The sequence below is a fragment of the Streptomyces sp. NPDC059679 genome (assembly GCF_042734105.1).
GTDB lineage: Bacteria > Actinomycetota > Actinomycetes > Streptomycetales > Streptomycetaceae > Streptomyces.
This window is the reverse complement of record NZ_JBHWES010000013.1, coordinates 84,954-100,352: the sequence shown is the minus strand read 5'-3', so window position 1 is coordinate 100,352 and position 15,399 is coordinate 84,954. Positions and strand designations below refer to the sequence as shown.

Annotated in this window: 9 protein-coding genes and 1 pseudogene; 6 read left to right on the top strand and 4 right to left on the bottom strand. The window is 65.5% G+C overall.

The window, feature by feature from the left end; genetic code table 11:
* Window positions 1–88: 88 nt before the first annotated feature.
* From ACFV2X_RS16980 to ACFV2X_RS16970, 3 genes are read left to right on the top strand one after another with little or no spacing between them, the layout of a single operon-like run.
* Window positions 89–916 carry an FAD binding domain-containing protein gene (locus ACFV2X_RS16980; protein ID WP_385616889.1) on the top strand — a complete coding sequence of 276 codons (828 nt, stop codon included), beginning with the start codon at window positions 89–91 and terminating at the stop codon, window positions 914–916.
* Window positions 913–3,660 (top strand): molybdopterin-dependent oxidoreductase, encoded by a 2,748-nt coding sequence (locus ACFV2X_RS16975; RefSeq protein WP_385616887.1) that lies wholly within the window; start codon window positions 913–915, stop codon window positions 3,658–3,660. The genes ACFV2X_RS16980 and ACFV2X_RS16975 overlap by 4 nt, the downstream gene beginning before the upstream one ends.
* 4 nt (window positions 3,661–3,664) lie before the next feature.
* On the top strand, window positions 3,665–4,636 hold the full coding sequence (locus ACFV2X_RS16970; RefSeq protein ID WP_385616885.1) for an antibiotic biosynthesis monooxygenase: 972 nt from the start codon (window positions 3,665–3,667) through the stop codon (window positions 4,634–4,636).
* Between the two features lie 79 nt (window positions 4,637–4,715).
* Here the strand turns inward: ACFV2X_RS16970 and ACFV2X_RS16965 are convergent, their stop codons facing one another.
* Window positions 4,716–5,681: a helix-turn-helix transcriptional regulator gene (locus tag ACFV2X_RS16965; protein ID WP_385616883.1), complete on the bottom strand. Its 966-nt coding sequence runs from the start codon at window positions 5,679–5,681 to the stop codon at window positions 4,716–4,718.
* 70 nt (window positions 5,682–5,751) lie between these two features.
* On the opposite strand from ACFV2X_RS16965, the gene ACFV2X_RS16960 reads away from it, so the two are divergent.
* The gene (locus ACFV2X_RS16960) at window positions 5,752–6,183 is read left to right on the top strand and encodes a VOC family protein (protein ID WP_385616881.1); all 432 of its coding nucleotides are present in this window, start codon (window positions 5,752–5,754) and stop codon (window positions 6,181–6,183) included.
* A 419-nt stretch (window positions 6,184–6,602) separates the two neighbouring features.
* Here ACFV2X_RS16960 and ACFV2X_RS16955 read toward each other — a convergent pair whose 3' ends face one another.
* Window positions 6,603–8,795 carry an ATP-binding protein gene (locus ACFV2X_RS16955; RefSeq protein ID WP_385617033.1) on the bottom strand — a complete coding sequence of 731 codons (2,193 nt, stop codon included), beginning with the start codon at window positions 8,793–8,795 and terminating at the stop codon, window positions 6,603–6,605.
* A 180-nt stretch (window positions 8,796–8,975) separates the two neighbouring features.
* Window positions 8,976–9,518 (bottom strand): annotated as a pseudogene (locus ACFV2X_RS16950) (BTAD domain-containing putative transcriptional regulator); the annotation flags it as partial.
* Between the two features lie 283 nt (window positions 9,519–9,801).
* On the opposite strand from ACFV2X_RS16950, the gene ACFV2X_RS16945 reads away from it, so the two are divergent.
* A complete protein-coding gene (locus ACFV2X_RS16945; protein ID WP_385616879.1) occupies window positions 9,802–12,228 on the top strand; it encodes an ATP-binding protein in 2,427 nt (808 codons plus the stop codon).
* Between the two features lie 673 nt (window positions 12,229–12,901).
* Here the strand turns inward: ACFV2X_RS16945 and ACFV2X_RS16940 are convergent.
* Window positions 12,902–14,146, bottom strand: a complete 1,245-nt coding sequence (locus ACFV2X_RS16940; protein WP_385616877.1) for a hypothetical protein — start codon at window positions 14,144–14,146, stop codon at window positions 12,902–12,904.
* Between the two features lie 262 nt (window positions 14,147–14,408).
* Here ACFV2X_RS16940 and ACFV2X_RS16935 point away from each other — a divergent pair, with 262 nt between their 5' ends.
* Window positions 14,409–15,305 (top strand): sigma-70 family RNA polymerase sigma factor, encoded by an 897-nt coding sequence (locus tag ACFV2X_RS16935; RefSeq protein WP_385616876.1) that lies wholly within the window; start codon window positions 14,409–14,411, stop codon window positions 15,303–15,305.
* Window positions 15,306–15,399 lie beyond the last annotated feature (94 nt).

The window sequence follows — 15,399 nt, the reverse complement described above, 5'->3', positions numbered from 1 at the left end:
GACTCTGTCGCTCTGTCGCTCGGTTGATCGAGTTCGGTAGGCGGTGGTCGCACGAATATCGCCGTGAGCGTGAGGGAGGTCAGTTCCCTTGGACCTCAACACCATCACCGAAGTCGTCCGGCGGCCCTCCGACAGGCCAGGCGCGGACTGGCGCGAAGGCGACACCTGGCTCGCAGGCGGAACGTGGCTGTTTTCCGTGGAGCAGCCGAGCCTGCGCCGCCTGATCGATCTGACGGCATCGCACTGGGACCCGCTCGTCCCGAGCGACGCGGGCCTCGAAATCGGCGCCACGTGCACCATCCGCGACCTGTACGCCTTTGCGCTGCCAGGTGTTGGGATCGCGGGCACCCTTTTCACCAAAAGCTGCGAGGCATTCCTGTCCTCGTTCAAGGTCTGGAACTCGGCGACCGTCGGCGGCAACATCTGTCTGTCCTTGCCCGCAGGTCCAATGATCACGCTGACGGTCGCACTCGAGGCGACGTACGAGTTGTGGGCTCCCGACGGGTCCACGCGCACCGTCGATGCCCTCGACTTCGTGACCGGCGACCACCGGAACATTCTCACTCCCGGGGAAATCCTGCGGCGCATCGACATTCCGGCGCGCGCTCTGAGGAAACGCGCTGCGCACCGCCGGTTCACGCTGACCCGTCTCGGTCGCTCGACGGTATTCCTCATCGGTACTCAAACCCCAGGAACGAGCGACCTGGCGCTCACCGTCACAGCAGGCACGACACGGCCTGTGCGCATTGCTTTCGACACCATGCCCGATGCCCGAACTCTGCAGCGGAGCGTCGACGTCATCCCCGAAGGGGTCTGGTTCGCCGATCCCAACGGAACCCCCGACCACCGCCGCCATCTGACAAAACACTTCGCCGAAGAGATTCGTCGCGAACTCATCGCCGGGGGTCCGGCATGACGTATGTCGTGAACGGCAAGAGCTTTGACGAAGAGCCGGCCCCCGGACAGTGCCTGCGCACTTTCCTCCGCTCACTCGGCCACTACGGTGTCAAAAAGGGGTGCGACGCGGGCGATTGCGGCGCATGCACGGTGTGGTTGGACGGCGATCCGGTACACAGCTGCATCACCCCTGCCTACCGCGCAGAGAGTCGTGAAGTGACGACGATCGAGGGCATCGGCTCACCCGGCGATCTGCATCCCATGCAGCGACAGTTCCGCGATGCCCCGGGGTTCCAATGTGGCTTCTGCACCGCAGGGATGATCATGACGTCGGCAGCGTTCACCGAGGCACAGAAAGAGGACTTGCCCCGGGCGTTGAAAGGCAACCTCTGCCGTTGCACCGGCTATCGCGGGATCGAGGATGCCGTGAAGGGCGTCGCCGGCGTGGAGACAGCCGTGCCGGGAAAGGCCGCCGGGACGAGCGTCAGCGCCCCGGCGGCCGAGGATGTGGTGACCGGCCGTGCCGAGTTCACCATGGACACCCACATCGAAGGCATGCTGCACCTCAAGGTGGTGCACTCACCGCACGCGCATGCCCGGATCGTCTCGATCGACAAGACCGCCGCACTCGCGGTTCCCGGTGTGCATCGGGTCTACACCTGGGAGGATGTGCCGCGTAAGCGTTTCACTACGGCGATCCACACCGACCATCTCGTCGATCCGGACGACACCTTCATCCTCGACAACACGGTCCGCTTCGTCGGCCAACGCGTCGTCGCGGTCCTGGCCGACACGGTGCGGGCGGCAGAAGAGGGCTGCCGGAGGGTCGACGTGGAATACGAGGTGCTGCCGTCCGTATTCGACCCCGAAGAGGCGATGGCCGAGGGGGCGCCACAGCTGCATGGAACGCACGATCCATTCGTCCGCGATCCTGTCCACAACATCCTGATCGAGATCCATTCGCATATCGGCGATATCGACGCGGGGTTCGCCGAAGCCGATGTGATCCACGAAGGCACGTACCACACACCGCGGGTGCAGCACGCGCATCTCGAGACCCACGGCTCCATTGCCTGGATGGACAACGGCCGTCTGAACGTCCGCACCAGTTCGCAGTCGCCGTCGATCGCAAAGGGAAAACTCGCCTATCTCTTCGCGCTGCGCCCGGACCAGCTCCGGGTGTTCTGCAAACGCGTCGGCGGCGGCTTCGGCGGCAAACAGGAGGTCATCTCGGAGGATCTGGTCGCGCTCGCCACCCTGGACACCGGACGGCCCGTCTGCTTCGAGTACACCCGCGAGGAGGAGTTCACCACCGCTTCGACACGGCATCCGATGACGCTGACGGTCAAGCTCGGCGCGAAGGCGGACGGAACACTCACGGCGTTCCAGGTCCGCAATGTGTCGAACACGGGCGCCTACGGCAACCACGGCGGCGAAACGCTGTATGCGGGCGGCGCTGCCGTCATGATCTACCGCTGCCCCAACAAGAAGTATGACGCGTTCTCCGTCTATACCAACACCACTCCCAGCGGGGCACTGCGCGGTTACGGGATGACGCAACCGACGTTCGCCGTGGAATCGGCGATGGACGAACTGGCACGCACACTGCACATCGACCCGCTCGAACTGCGACGACGCAATATCGTGCGACCGGGCGATCCGCTCGTCGCCATGCACGACGGCCCCGACGACGTGGTAGTCGCCGAGGACGGACTTGCGAAGTGCGTCGATCTCGTGGCTGACGCCATGGCCCGTACGGCAGACGCCCGTGCGGCCGATGAGCCGCCCCCCGGATCCGGCTGGCTCGTCGGGGTCGGCGTCGCGAGTTCCGTGCACGAGACCGCGCCACCGACCGAACACATCTCCGAGGCATGGGTCACGCTCGGCGACGACCTCATGTACGAGTTGGCCGTCGGCACCGTCGAATTCGGCGAGGGTACGTCGACCGCGCATGTCCAGATCGCGGCCAATCAGCTGGGCACGACGCCGTCGCGGATTCGCCTGGTGCAATCCGACACCGACCGCACGGGATTCGACACCGGAGCCTTTGCGAGTGCGGGCCTTTTCGTGGCGGGCAACGCGGTACTCCGAGCGGCCAACGCTGTGCGCGACCGGATACTGGAGGTGGCTGCCGCGCATATGGGTGTCCATGTCGCGATGTGCTCGATGGACGAAGAGGGCGTCGTCTGCGGCGACCAGCGTGTGTCGTTGGCCGAGCTCGTCGCATCGGCCCGGGCGCACGGAGTCCGGTTCACCGCCGCCCGCAAGGCGTACGGCTCGCCCCGAAGCGTCACCTCCAATACGCAGGGCTTCCGAATCGCCGTCCACCGGGTGACGGGAGAGATCCGTATCCTTTACAGCGTCCAGGCGACCGACGCCGCCGTAGTCATCAACCCCGCACAAGTCCGGGGACAGGTGGAAGGCGGTGTCGCCCAGGGAATCGGCTTCACGCTGACCGAGAACCACCACGTCGACGCGGACGGCGCCATGGAAAACCCGAACCTGCGCAACTACCGCATCCCCACCTACGCCGACATCCCTCGCACCGATGTGCTCCTGGTGGACTCGGCGGACTCCCTCGGTCCCCTGCGGTCGAAGGGGATCGCGGAATGCTGTATCAACCCGGTGGCCCCCGCGCTGGCGAATGCCCTCCACGACGCCACGGGCGTCCGCTACCGCGCGCTGCCCCTGACACCCGAACGGATCTACAGCCGGCTCAACGAAGACCAGCCGGTGCCGAGGACTGAGCTGCCGAGGAACTGAGCAAATGAACGCCCAGAAGCTCGAAGACGCTACGGCGACGGTCATCATCGGCCTGAAGATCCTGCCCGGCCTTGAGCGGGAGTACGAGGCGTGGCAGCAGGGCGTCAACGCGGCTGCCGCCGAATACCCCGGATACCTCGGTGACGAGATCGCCCGGCCGACACCCCTGCAACCCGACTGGGTTGTCGTATACCGATTCGACTCAATAGTCCATCTGCAAGCGTGGATGAACGGCGCGACCAGGCAGAGGTTCCTCGATATCGGCAGCAAATACTTTGACGGCCCCGCAACCCAGCAGGTGGTCAGCGGCTCCACGCAGCCAATGGACCCTCTTGTGACCGTCGTGGTCACCCATCGCGTCCACTCGAACCAGGTCGACGAATTTCTCGAGTGGCAGCGCCATATGAACCAGGAGGAGAGCACATTCGAGGGATTTCGCGGAACCGAGCTTTTCCGTCCCATCGAGGGACTTCAGGACGAATGGACCACGCTGTACCGATTCGACAACGCCGAGCATCTCGACGCGTGGCTGACGTCGCCCGAGCGGCAGAAGATTCTCGCTGAAGGCCGGAAGTTCAACGACTTCAAACTGCGCACGATCGACGACTCGTTCGGCAGCTGGTTCGCCTTCGAAGAGAACGGCAAGGAAGCGCCGCCGCCCTCGGAGACCAAAACCGCCATCGCGGTGTGGGTCGGCCTGTACCCGACCGTTGTGCTGCTGACGCTCGCCCTGTCGCCGCTGAAGATGCCGCTCTGGTTCGGGCTGCTGGTCGGCAACCTGCTTTCGAGCTTCATCATGAGTTTCCTGACGATGCCCTACTACGTGAACCGGCTGCTCAAGCGGTGGCTGAGGCCGTCACCGGACGAACCGGCGGTGAAGACCAACCTCGTCGGCCTCGGCATCGTCGGCGCGGTGACCGTGTTCTGGGGCGTTGTCTTCTACCTCGTGACGACCCAGATCTGGACACTCCCCTGACCTGCGCCGTACCACGTCAGGCCCCGACCATGCGCCGCTCCCAGAAGTCCCGAAGGTGGGGGAGGGCCCCAGGCGAAAGTCAGGCGTAGCGGTCGGTGAGCTCGGCGCCGATCCGGGCCAGTTCGGCCTGGACGGAGGGCGGTTCGAGTACGTCGATCAGCGCGCCCCAGCCGGCGAGGTGTCTGGCGATGTCCAGCGGGGTCGGTGCGGCGATGAGGACCCGGGCGCGTCCGTCGTCGAGTTCGGTGTCGAGGTGGCAGTGGCGCCCGAAGAGATCGCGCAGCACCGGCACATACCGGGCCTCGATGAGCACGGTGGCCCAGGTGTGTGAACGCCGCCGCTCCACTTCGCCGACGACCTGTTGCCACGCCGTGGCGAGCGCGAAGTCGTCGGGGCGCTCGGCGGGCTGGTCGGTGGGCTCGGCCGTGACGATCCGGTCGACCCGGAAGGTGCGCTGCCCTCGTTCGGTGCCGGCGATCAGGTACCAGATGTCGTCCTTGTCGACCAGGCCCCAGGGGTCGACCAGCCTCTCCGTCCGTTCCCCGGCATGGTTCTCGTAGATCAGGCGCACCTTCCGACGGCGGACCACGGCGGTCTGCAACCGCTCGACCGGCTCGGGGCGGTCGCGGGCGTCCGCGCCCCAGCGGACGGGGTCGGTCATGGTGGCAGCGGCGGCCGCCTCGGCGTCGGCGCGGAAGGTCTGCGGCAGCGCGCGCACGAGTTTGCGCAGCGCCGCCTTGACCTCGGCCGAGACCGCCGCGGCGGCCGCCGGGCCGACCAGCAGGAACAACGCCTGCGCCTCCGCGGCCGAAAGCCCGCTGAGATCGGTGCGGGCACCCCCGACCAGCGACCAGCCGCCGCCGCGTCCGGGCTGGGGGTATACGGGGACGCCCGCTGCCGACAGTGCCTCCAGGTCGCGGCGGGCGGTGGCCACGGACACCTCCAGCTCGTCGGCCAGCTCGGCGGCGGTCACCCTGCCGCGGGACTGGAGGAGCAGCAGGGTGGCGATGAGGCGGTCGGCGCGCATGTCTTCAGCCTCGCTCATAAAGTGCTCAATTGGTGAGCACTTTAAGCCGGAGGATGGTCACATCGCCGATCGAAGGAGAAGAACCCCCATGTTGCGAGGACTCACCACCGTCACCCTTTTCGCCGACGACGTCGCGGCTGCCCGGAGCTGGTACACCGAGCTGCTCGGCATCGAGCCGTACTTCGTGCGCCCGATCGAGGGGACGCCCGCGTACGTCGAGTTCCGTATCGGCGACTACCAGCATGAACTCGGCATCGTGGACCGCCGATTCGCCGTGCCCGGCCGGTCGGGCGAGGACGGGGGCGTGGTGATCTACTGGCACGTGGACGATGTACAAACCACCTTCGAGCGGCTGCTGTCCATGGGGGCCACGGTGCACGAGAAGCCGACCGAGCGCGGGCCCGGGTTCGTCACCGCGTCCGTGGTCGATCCGTTCGGGAACACCCTCGGAGTGATGTACAACCAGCATTACCTGGATGTGGTGGAGGCCCGGGCGGGCCGGGGCGGGGGCGCGGCGTAGCCCCGACACCACCTGAATATGGGCAGTGGAGTCTGTAGGCTACGCCGCGCCGTCGAATTCTCCAGTCAGGAGTCTATGCACATGTCCTCGCGGCCGGATTGGGTGCTCGACGGGAGGGCTAGATATTCTACCGGGCGGACCTGCTGGTGCCGGTGTGAGTGGCCTTCGGGCATTGCGGCGCCGCTGGTGGAAATTACAACAATGGCAAAGGTTATGCCATGCAAAGCGGCTCGGCGCAAAGTCTGCACTAAGAAATCCTTCGTGTCCACAGGGAATGGGTATCCCCAGAGGGTTCCGACACCTCACGTAAAGGTCCTGGAAGGATAGGGTGCGGGGCGGCGTGAACTCAAATCTGGCAATAGCCAAGTGATCAAGTGGACATTTCGCCTCAATGCTCGCCCGGGGTGCAAAGCTGGTTCCTACGAACGCTCATTCCGGAATGCGGCAAGAATCTTCCGCGCGCTGGCTGTTTCGGTGGCAGCATGTGCTTCGTGCGCGATGGCGAGAGCGGCCTCGATGTGAGCGGTGGCGACATCCTTGCGGCCGAGTTGGTACTCTGTGAGTCCGAGTTGAAGCATGGCCTTCACTTCTTCGGAAGTAGCCCCGATCTGTTGGGCTACTTCCAGAGCCCTGCCGTGGTGGGCTAGAGCTTCATTGTGCTGCCCGGTGGTCCGGAGCACTGTACCGATCCCATTCAGCGCCGCGGATTCACTACGCTTTTCGCCGATATCGCGGAATGTAGCCAGGGTCTGACGATAAAGAGTGAGGGCGGAATCGAGTTCGCCGAATACTTGAAGGACGTCCGCAAGGTTCATCTGTATGATCGCTCGGTCTACGGCGTTACCATCCGAGCGGGCAAGATCCATCGCTCTCTCATAGGAGCGGCGGGCTTGATCGTGGTTTTCGGTAATGAGATGCAGGTCGCCCAAATTGTTGTACATGAGGGCTTGACTGCGCCTGTCGCCACTTACTTGGAATCCATCCAGGGCGGCTTGGAAGGAAGCGCGGGCTGTGTCGTAGTCGCCGAGGTGTAAATAGGTGATACCTAGATTGTTCTGTGAGCGCGCTATTTGGTGACGGCCGGCGGTGCGGAGACGAATGTCGAGGGCTTCCTGCTGCAGCGCAAGTGCCTTCTTGAACAGTCCTTGATTTCTGTAGGGAAGGGCAAGCTGATGAAGTGCCTCGGCGGCAGTCTCCTCGTCATTCCCGGCACGGGCCAATTCAAGTGCCCTGGTGGCTGAGCTGATGGCCCGGGGGTAATCTCCGGCGTGAGCGTGAGTCAGACTGAGATCGATGAGGGAGCGTGCCTCCGCCGGCTGATCGCCGGACGAGCGCCAGTGAGTGATCGCTTGGCGGTGCTGCGTCTCCGCGGTGGGGCCGTGACGTTCTGCGTCCAGCATTCCGCCGAGCGCATGCGCAAAGAGTGCTGCCCGACGTGGGGGACCTGTTCGCCAGGCCTGCTCTATGGTGACCAGGAGGTTTTCGCGTTCGAGAGTGAACCAGCTCCGTGCGGCCGCTGGGTCGGGCCATGCGGGCGCGTCGGGGATGTGGGCCACCTCCACGGGCGTGCGTGGACGATGTGGATAAACAAGACGGTCGGCGAGGTCTGCCAGGTAGAGGTAGGAGTCGATGAGGCGGCCGGTGGCCAACTCGCGCTGATGTTCCTGCTCTTCGGTATCGGCGAGAGTGCGGGCGTATTCTCGCAGTAGATCATGTATGCGATAGCGGTGGGGGGTGGGCTCTTGAAGGAGATTATGGTTCAAAAGATCTTCGAGAAGATGTTTGGTTTCATCGAGGCTGAGTCCGGTGAGTGATGCAGCGGCGTGCAGGCCGAACTCGGAGCCAGTGTGGAGTCCGAGTCGACGGAAGGCGGTCTGTTGCTCGGCGGTCAGCCATCTGTAGGAGAATTCGAAGGTCCGGGCGATTGCGCGGTATCCGTCGCGGAATTCTGCAAGGCGCCGGCTGCTGGAGACCAGCTGGTAAGTGAGATCGGAGGTGCTCCAGGAGGGGTGTGAATTCAGTCGGCTGGCCATTATTTCGATGGCGAGGGGTAGGTATCCGCAGAGCCGTACTATTTCTGCGACTTCGGAGGTGTTTCGCGTCCGCTCGTCGGCAACTCGCTGCCGAAAAAGAGCGATCGCGTCGGATTCTTGCAGTACATCGAGGGAAAGGTGCTGCAGGCCCGGTAATCCGACGAGGCGCCGGCGGCTCGTCGTTATCACTACGGAGGAGGAGTCACCTGGCAGAAGGGGGCGGACTTGTTCGGGGCCTGAAGCATCATCGAGAATGATAAGCAGCCGCCGTTGAGTGAGGAGTGAGCGCCACAGGGCCGTGGATTCGTCGATGTCTTGCGGGATTCGCTGGCTGGGCACACCAAGGATGCGCAGCAGGGCCTGCAGCGCCGCATCGGGAGTCAGGGGTTTGTGAGTGCCGCCGTGTGCCCGCAGGTCCAGATAGACCTGGCCGTCGGGGAAGAGGGGGCGCAGTTCATAGGCGACGTGGATGGCGAGAGCGGTTTTGCCCACGCCGGACATGCCATCGATCGCCTCCAAAGCAATTGTTCCGTGCATGTCATTTTGTGATGCCTTCAAAACCGCATGTATCAGCTCCATCTCGGTGTCCCGGCCAACCAGCTCGACTCGGCGCGGTAAATTCTGGGGTGGGGGCGTGGAATGGAGCTGTAGGTGAGAGTTGGCGCTGCCTGGGATCAGGTCGCCGACGGAGACCTGGCGCAGAATGCTTTGCTGGACATGCCTGAGCCGCTGGCCGGGTTCGGAGCCGAGTTCTTCGACAAGCTCGCGTCTGACCTCCTGATAGATGCGGAGGGCTTCAGTCGCTCTCCCGCAGCCGTACAGGGCCAGCATGAGATGCTCGGCTATCGCCTCATCCCTGGGGTGTTGACTGGTCAGCAAGGACAGGGAGCCCACGAGGTCGGCGAAGTGCCCGCGTCGGAGTGCGATGCCTGCTCGGACCATGGCCGCGGCGAGATTCCGAAGGATGAGCGCATCGCGGACCTGCTGCGGCCACAACCCGGAGAGCCCGGCGAGTGGCTCGCCCTGCCACACCTCGTCGGCTTCGTCGAGGTGACGAAGAGCCCGCTGGTCGTCGCCGCTGTCGACGAGTGAGCGTGCCTGGGCGATGAGGCTGAGGTATCGGTGGAGGTCAACAGATTGCGGGTCGGCCTGGAGGGTGTATGTATGAGCCTGCTGTGTCACTGTTGGGGCATCGAGGTCAACACTGATCCTGCGCCGCAGCCGTGAGACGTAAGTACGGAGATTCTCCCGGGCGCGCTGCGGGAGGGAGTCCTCCCATAGTCGGTGAAGCAGTGTGTCCATCGGCACCGGACGGCCTATGTCGACGGCTAAAGAGGCCAGTACGATGCGTTCCTTGACCGAGCCCAGGGGACGGGGCTGCCCGTCCCACAGTTCGACGGTGCCAAGTATGTGGAACTCCACCAGCGCCCTCCCGCCGGTATTGCTCCCTCAGTTACTTCAGTCATCATGAGAGTGGCATAAGGCCTGGCCTTGCCGCTAGACCGCAGGGGTCACTCTTGTCTGAAATTTGCTGCCTTATGTGACATGTGGGCAGTGTGGTGGCTAGGCGGGCGGAAGGGGAGCGGTGACGGAGCAGACGCTTATGGAAGCCCTCGCGCTGGCGCTCAGTGGTGGGAGTGAATCCCCAGCCTGGAAGTCGTTTGCCGCATTCCTCCGCCCTGCATGCGCGGCGGACAAGGAGGTGGCGGAGGCATGGCGGCGAGTCGTGGCAGGCAGTACCGAGGCGGATGATGTCTGGGCGCTGGCGTGTGCCGTGATCCGACACATCGAACGTGACGACGCTTTTGGTGAGAGCCTGCACGGCTGGCTCACCGACGGTCCTGCGAGAGCGGCGGCCATCGCGCGATCGGAGGCGGCCGAACACCGCAACGTCATCGATGGCCGCAGCCAGGTGTGGGGTTCTGTCGTGCAGGCCCGGGATATCGCCGGGGGCATTCATATTCACCAGACACCACCGGCGCGGGCCGTGGTTCCGCGTCAGCTACTTCCGGTTCCTGCCCACTTCACTGACCGCGAGGACGATCTGCAGGTGCTTGCGCGCTTGCGCGCGTCGCGGAACGCCGTTGCCCCTCACGTCATAGTGATCAGCGGGCCGGCAGGGGTGGGGAAGACGACGTTGGTCTCCCGCTGGTTACAGGAGCGGGAAGCGGAGTTCCCCGATGGCCAGCTCTATGTGGATCTTCACGGCTTCACCCCCGGCGAACCCGCCAGCCCTGCCGAGGTGCTGGGACATCTGTTGCGGGCCTTCGGGCAGGGGGAGGTGCCTACCACACTTCCCGAACTGGCGGCGCTCTGGCGTTCGATGACTGCTGACCTCCGCTTTGCCGTCGTGCTTGACAACGCCTTGACCGCAGCGCAGGTACGTCTTGTGCTGCCGAGTTCCCCCGGGAGTCTGGTCGTGGTGACCAGCCGGAACCGGCTGACCGGCCTGGCTGTCGACGGTGCTGCATTTCATCAACTCGGGCTGCTGGACCATGGATCGGCGGTGGAGTTGCTTTCGCGCAGCGTTGGCAGGGAGCGGGTGGACGATGAGCGATCGGCAGCACATGAAGTCGTGATGCTATGCGCCTGTCTGCCCCTGGCGGTGTGTCTGGCCGCTGCGCGCCTCGCTTCTCGGCCCGAGCGATCCGTGGCTTCCCTGGTTGAGGCGTTGACCAGAGGGCTTGGACCGCTCGGGGCGCTGCGGGTGGAGGGCGCGCGGACCTTGCAGGCGGTGCTCGATGAGTCGTATGGGGTGTTATCGCGCGAGGCCACGGTCGTCTACCGGCGCTTGGGCCTGCTGCCGACCGCCGTCTTCGACACCGCGATGGTGGGCGCCGTGTGCGCACTGAGCGAGGTCGAAGCCGAAGGACTCCTGGAGACTTTGACAGATATGAATCTCCTCGAGGAGATCGGGGCGCAACATTACCGCTTCCATGACCTCGTGCGTCAGCATGCGGCCCAGCGCGGTAGTGAGGAGGTGGCATCGGTCCAGGCGGAGACTGTGCGGCGCTTTGTGGATTGGTGCCTGACCGTGGCGACCTCGGCAGAGGAGGTGCTGACTCCGAGCCACCGCAATCTGGGCTCACGTGAGTACCTGTTCGCGCCCGCGGCTCCCGTTTCCTTCATGGATGAGAGCGCGGCGCTGGCTTGGCTGGGCACGCACAGAGAAGCCCTCATGGGAGCCGTACGCAGTGCCGCGAAAGCCGGGTGGGAGACCACGGTCTGGCAGTTGGTGGATGCCATGTGGCCGATGTTCTTGCGCCTGCGGCTGTACGACTCGTGGATCGAGGCCCATGAGCTCGGGCTCCAGGCTGCGCGGCGCGCTGGTGACCGCGCCGGCGAGGCTCGTATGCTGACCTCTGGCGGCATCGGCCTGCGCAGTGTCGGACGGTATGACGACGCGATCGTGTGGTTCACGCAGGCACTTGATCTCGCCCGCGAGGACGGTAACACTCGAGATGAGGCTCAGGCGCTCAACGGCTTGGGGAGTTCCTATCGGGGCGCGGCGCGACTCGGCGAGGCCCAGGACTGCTTCTCTCGCGCGCTTGCTCTCCGGGAGGCGATCGGTTATCGCAGAGGCGCTGCGCTGTCGCGGCTGCGGCTTGGCGAGCTTGCCCTCGATGCGGGAGATCACGGCAAGGCGATCGACCACCTCGACCGAGCCCTGACGGAACTCGTCGCTGAAGACGACACCTACGACGCGACACGGGCCCGCTCCCTGCTGGGCTTTGCTCTGGCCAGGCAAGGGCGGCGTGAGAGCGGGGTGCGGGAGTTGAACGCGGCCCTGGGAGATTTCGGAGTTTCCGGATCCGACTTCTGGCGCGCCAGGACGCTGGAGATGCTTGGGCAAGTGGCGCACGACGGGGCCGACGAATCGGCGGCCCGGGCCTTTTATGAGCGCTCTCGTGTGATCTATTCCTCCATTAGTCCCATGGACACCAGACGGGTGGAGAGGCGCCTCCGGGAACTTGGTCCAGAGACGCCTCCATTTGATGCGGAGCAGCATTAGGCTGCCAAGCGTTCCTCCCTCGTAAAGTCCGCCAGCGGCAGGACAAGGAGGCGGTGACGCTCACGCGCCGTATCTGCCGGACCAACGCGTCCTCGTGCGGTGGTCAGAACGACGGAACGAAGAGTCTGCCAGGGCTGCCCGAGAACGAGTTGGCTGTGCAGGAACGATGCCATGCCCCAGAGTTCCGTTCTTGTCAGGATCCGCCCTGGCGCCCTGTCTGGAAACGCTATGATTCGCGCGCCGTTCCGGGCGCCGGCCACACAACCGCCCTTGGTGTCCCGGGCAGCAGCTACGAGGCACCCCGGAAACTGGGAAAGGATCCGGCTCACCCACTGCACGGCGCGACCTGTCTGCTCCGGCCGTTGAAGACCGACCACGTCGCCGGCCGCGGACAACAGTGAGTCCCGCGGGCCTCCCAGTCCCACGCTCAAGTGAACGTCCGTGGGATCCGACCCGCCGTGCCACGCCCCGAGCAAGGTCCGTGATATTTCCGCACGCGATGTGCCGGTCACATCCGAGACCATGGACAGCGGCCAGCGCCGCACTGTGTAGCGTCGGCGTTCCGCCAGGTGTGTTGCGTCCAGGGTCGTGAGTTCGGGACGGGCGAGCCTCGATGACGGCATACGCCAATCGTCCTGGCCACCTGCCCATACCGCGGCGACCGCACAGGCTGTCATGCCGCTGCTCCCTCGATCCACCCTGTCCATGAGTCCAAAGGTTCCGGCTTCGGGGCGGGTTCGGTCAGCGGCTGGTAGGCAGGCTGCCCGATTCCCAGGCGGTGGTACATCAGCCTGCGGATGTGCTGATGGAAACGCCCTGGCTCGGAGGAAATCCGTCGGGCAGCTGCTTCGTACTCTTCGCGCCGGTATTCCGCGGCCGCGTAGTGAAGCTGCTCCTCCAGGGGGTGGCCCGGGGAAAGCACCGGCGCGGTCGTCGCGAGAGCAGCGGCCGGTGAGGCATGGTGCACCTCGGCGTACGGGAAGCGGGCCAGCACGATGGGAACCGGCATGAGCGTGGCGTACGAGGTGAGCGAGCCATGGTCGCCTACGACCCAGTCCGCGGCCGCCAGCACTGCCCGCCAGTCGACCTCCGGTGGTACCAGAGCGAGCCCGCGCCGACGGTATTTCGAGAGCCAGGCATGGACCTGCCACCTGCCGTGGCCCGCCCATATGTTGGGGTGAGTGAGAACCGCCGTGCGGTACTTCCCGGCTGGTAGTTCGCTGAGCAGGCGGGGCAGCAGTGCGTCGAAGCCTCCGAATGAAGCCGAAGCGCCCCACGTACTGGCCACCACCACCAACTTCTGCCCTTCGTCCAGCCCAAGGGCCGCACGATACGCATCCCGGTGCGGAAGGCTGGCGAGGAGCCGGTCGTAGGACGGGTCTCCGACTACCGATGCCACCGGCAGAGCCTCGGGACAACTGCGTGACAGCGTCTCGAGCTCGTCGCGGTGGGCGACTCCCAGCACCGCCGGAAGTACCTTTCCATTCCGGGTGAGATTGTCCCGCCCCAGCATGCCGGGCGGCCTTTCACGCGCGTCGGTGCCGTGCCAGACACGTTGCAGTTTGATGTGTCCCGCGCCGTGAGAGAGCAGGATCAAAGGCGCGCGTACTTGGTCGATGTGTTCCCAGCCGGCGGCCAGAGCGAGGTCGAACTCGGACCTCGCAGCCTCCTGCCAGGGCAGCACCGGGCTGCCGAGGCGCTGCAGGAACCGGGTCACTCCCTCACCGAACGCGTGCGGCGCCACGGTGAAGAAGACTTCGACGCGCATGTCCGCTTCCAGCAGCGAGAAGACGTCGAGCAGTCGCTGCCCAAAAGTGAGCGTCTGTACGACGACGAGTACCTTCTTGCAGCCGCGAACAGTGAGCCACGGCTCGCGGTCTAAGTGAACGGACCCTGTGAGGCCGAATGTCGTTGACATGGGTTCCCCCCTTGAGATCGCCCGGACCCCCGTGATCCGGGCTGTGCGGCCGCACATCCGCCGACAGGGTGGGCGTTGTGACCGGCCGTGTAGGGGCCTGCCCGCAAGGGTGGACAGAACCCTTGCAGAAACCTTGCAGACTGCCGTGGGCGCCTTGCGGCGGTCCGGAACCGTGGATCGGTTGGCGCCGACACCGGAACCTGCTGGGGCAGCGGTAGCGTCCGGCATTGCACTGATGGACCGGACCGCAAGGATGTGACGGGTGAGCGACAAGGAACTTCTGGCCCAGCGATTCGAGGAGCACCGCTCCCATCTGCGCGCGGTGGCCTACCGCATGCTGGGCTCGCTCAATGAAGCGGACGACGCCGTCCAGGAGACCTGGCTGAAGCTGAGCCGTTCCGATGTCTCCGAGGTGCGGAACCTGGGCGGTTGGCTGACCACCGTGGCGGGCCGGGTGTGTCTGGACATGTTGCGCTCCCGCAGTTCGCGACGGGAGGAGCCGCTGCCGGAGCAGCAGGATGGTCCCATCCGGCTGCCCGATCCGGTGGTCAGCGGCCCGGGCGGGGTGGACCCCGAGCAGGAGATGTTGGTGGCCGACTCGGTCGGCATCGCCCTGATGATCGTGCTGCAGACCCTCTCGCCCGCCGAGCGGTTGGCGTTCGTGCTGCACGATCTGTTCGCCGTCCCCTTCGACGAGATCGCCCCCATCCTGGGCCGTAACTCCGCCTCCACCCGGCAGCTCGCCAGCCGCGCCCGCCGCCGGGTGGAGGGGGCCGCGCCTGCCGCCGACACCGATCTCGCCCGCAAGCGCGAGGTGGTGGACGCGTTCCTCACCGCCTCGCGCGGCGGGGACTTCGACGCCCTTCTGGCCGTCCTCGACCCCGATGTCGTGGCCCGCTCCGACGGCGGCGTGCTGCGGCCGAGCCTGCTGCGGCGCGGTGCGCAGGAAGTTGCCTCGCAGGCCATCACCTTCGCGCGGATCGCGGAGGCCGCGCGCCCGGTGCTGATCAATGGCTCGCCCGGGGTGGTCTCGGTCGCGGAGGGGCGCGTGGTGTCGGTCATGGCGTTCACGATCCGGGGCGGCCGGATCACCGCCCTGGACATCCTCACCGACCCCGAGCGCATCGCGGGGATGGACCTGGACGCGCTGAGCGGCTGATCCGTACGCGCACCGCCGCGCATCGCCTGCGGCAGGAGCCGTGTCAGGCCATCGACGTCCGAGGTGATGACGGTGACGTGGCCCTGCCGCAGGA

Bases quoted from the DNA above. Each gene is read 5' to 3' on its own strand.
- ACFV2X_RS16975 (WP_385616887.1), top strand. From the start codon at position 913: ATGACGTATGTCGTGAACGGCAAGAGCTTTGACGAAGAGCCGGCCCCC.
- ACFV2X_RS16970 (WP_385616885.1), top strand. From the start codon at position 3,665: ATGAACGCCCAGAAGCTCGAAGACGCTACGGCGACGGTCATCATCGGC.
- ACFV2X_RS16965 (WP_385616883.1), bottom strand. From the start codon at position 5,681: ATGAGCGAGGCTGAAGACATGCGCGCCGACCGCCTCATCGCCACCCTG.
- ACFV2X_RS16960 (WP_385616881.1), top strand. From the start codon at position 5,752: ATGTTGCGAGGACTCACCACCGTCACCCTTTTCGCCGACGACGTCGCG.
- ACFV2X_RS16955 (WP_385617033.1), bottom strand. From the start codon at position 8,795: ATGGAGCTGATACATGCGGTTTTGAAGGCATCACAAAATGACATGCAC.
- ACFV2X_RS16940 (WP_385616877.1), bottom strand. From the start codon at position 14,146: ATGTCAACGACATTCGGCCTCACAGGGTCCGTTCACTTAGACCGCGAG.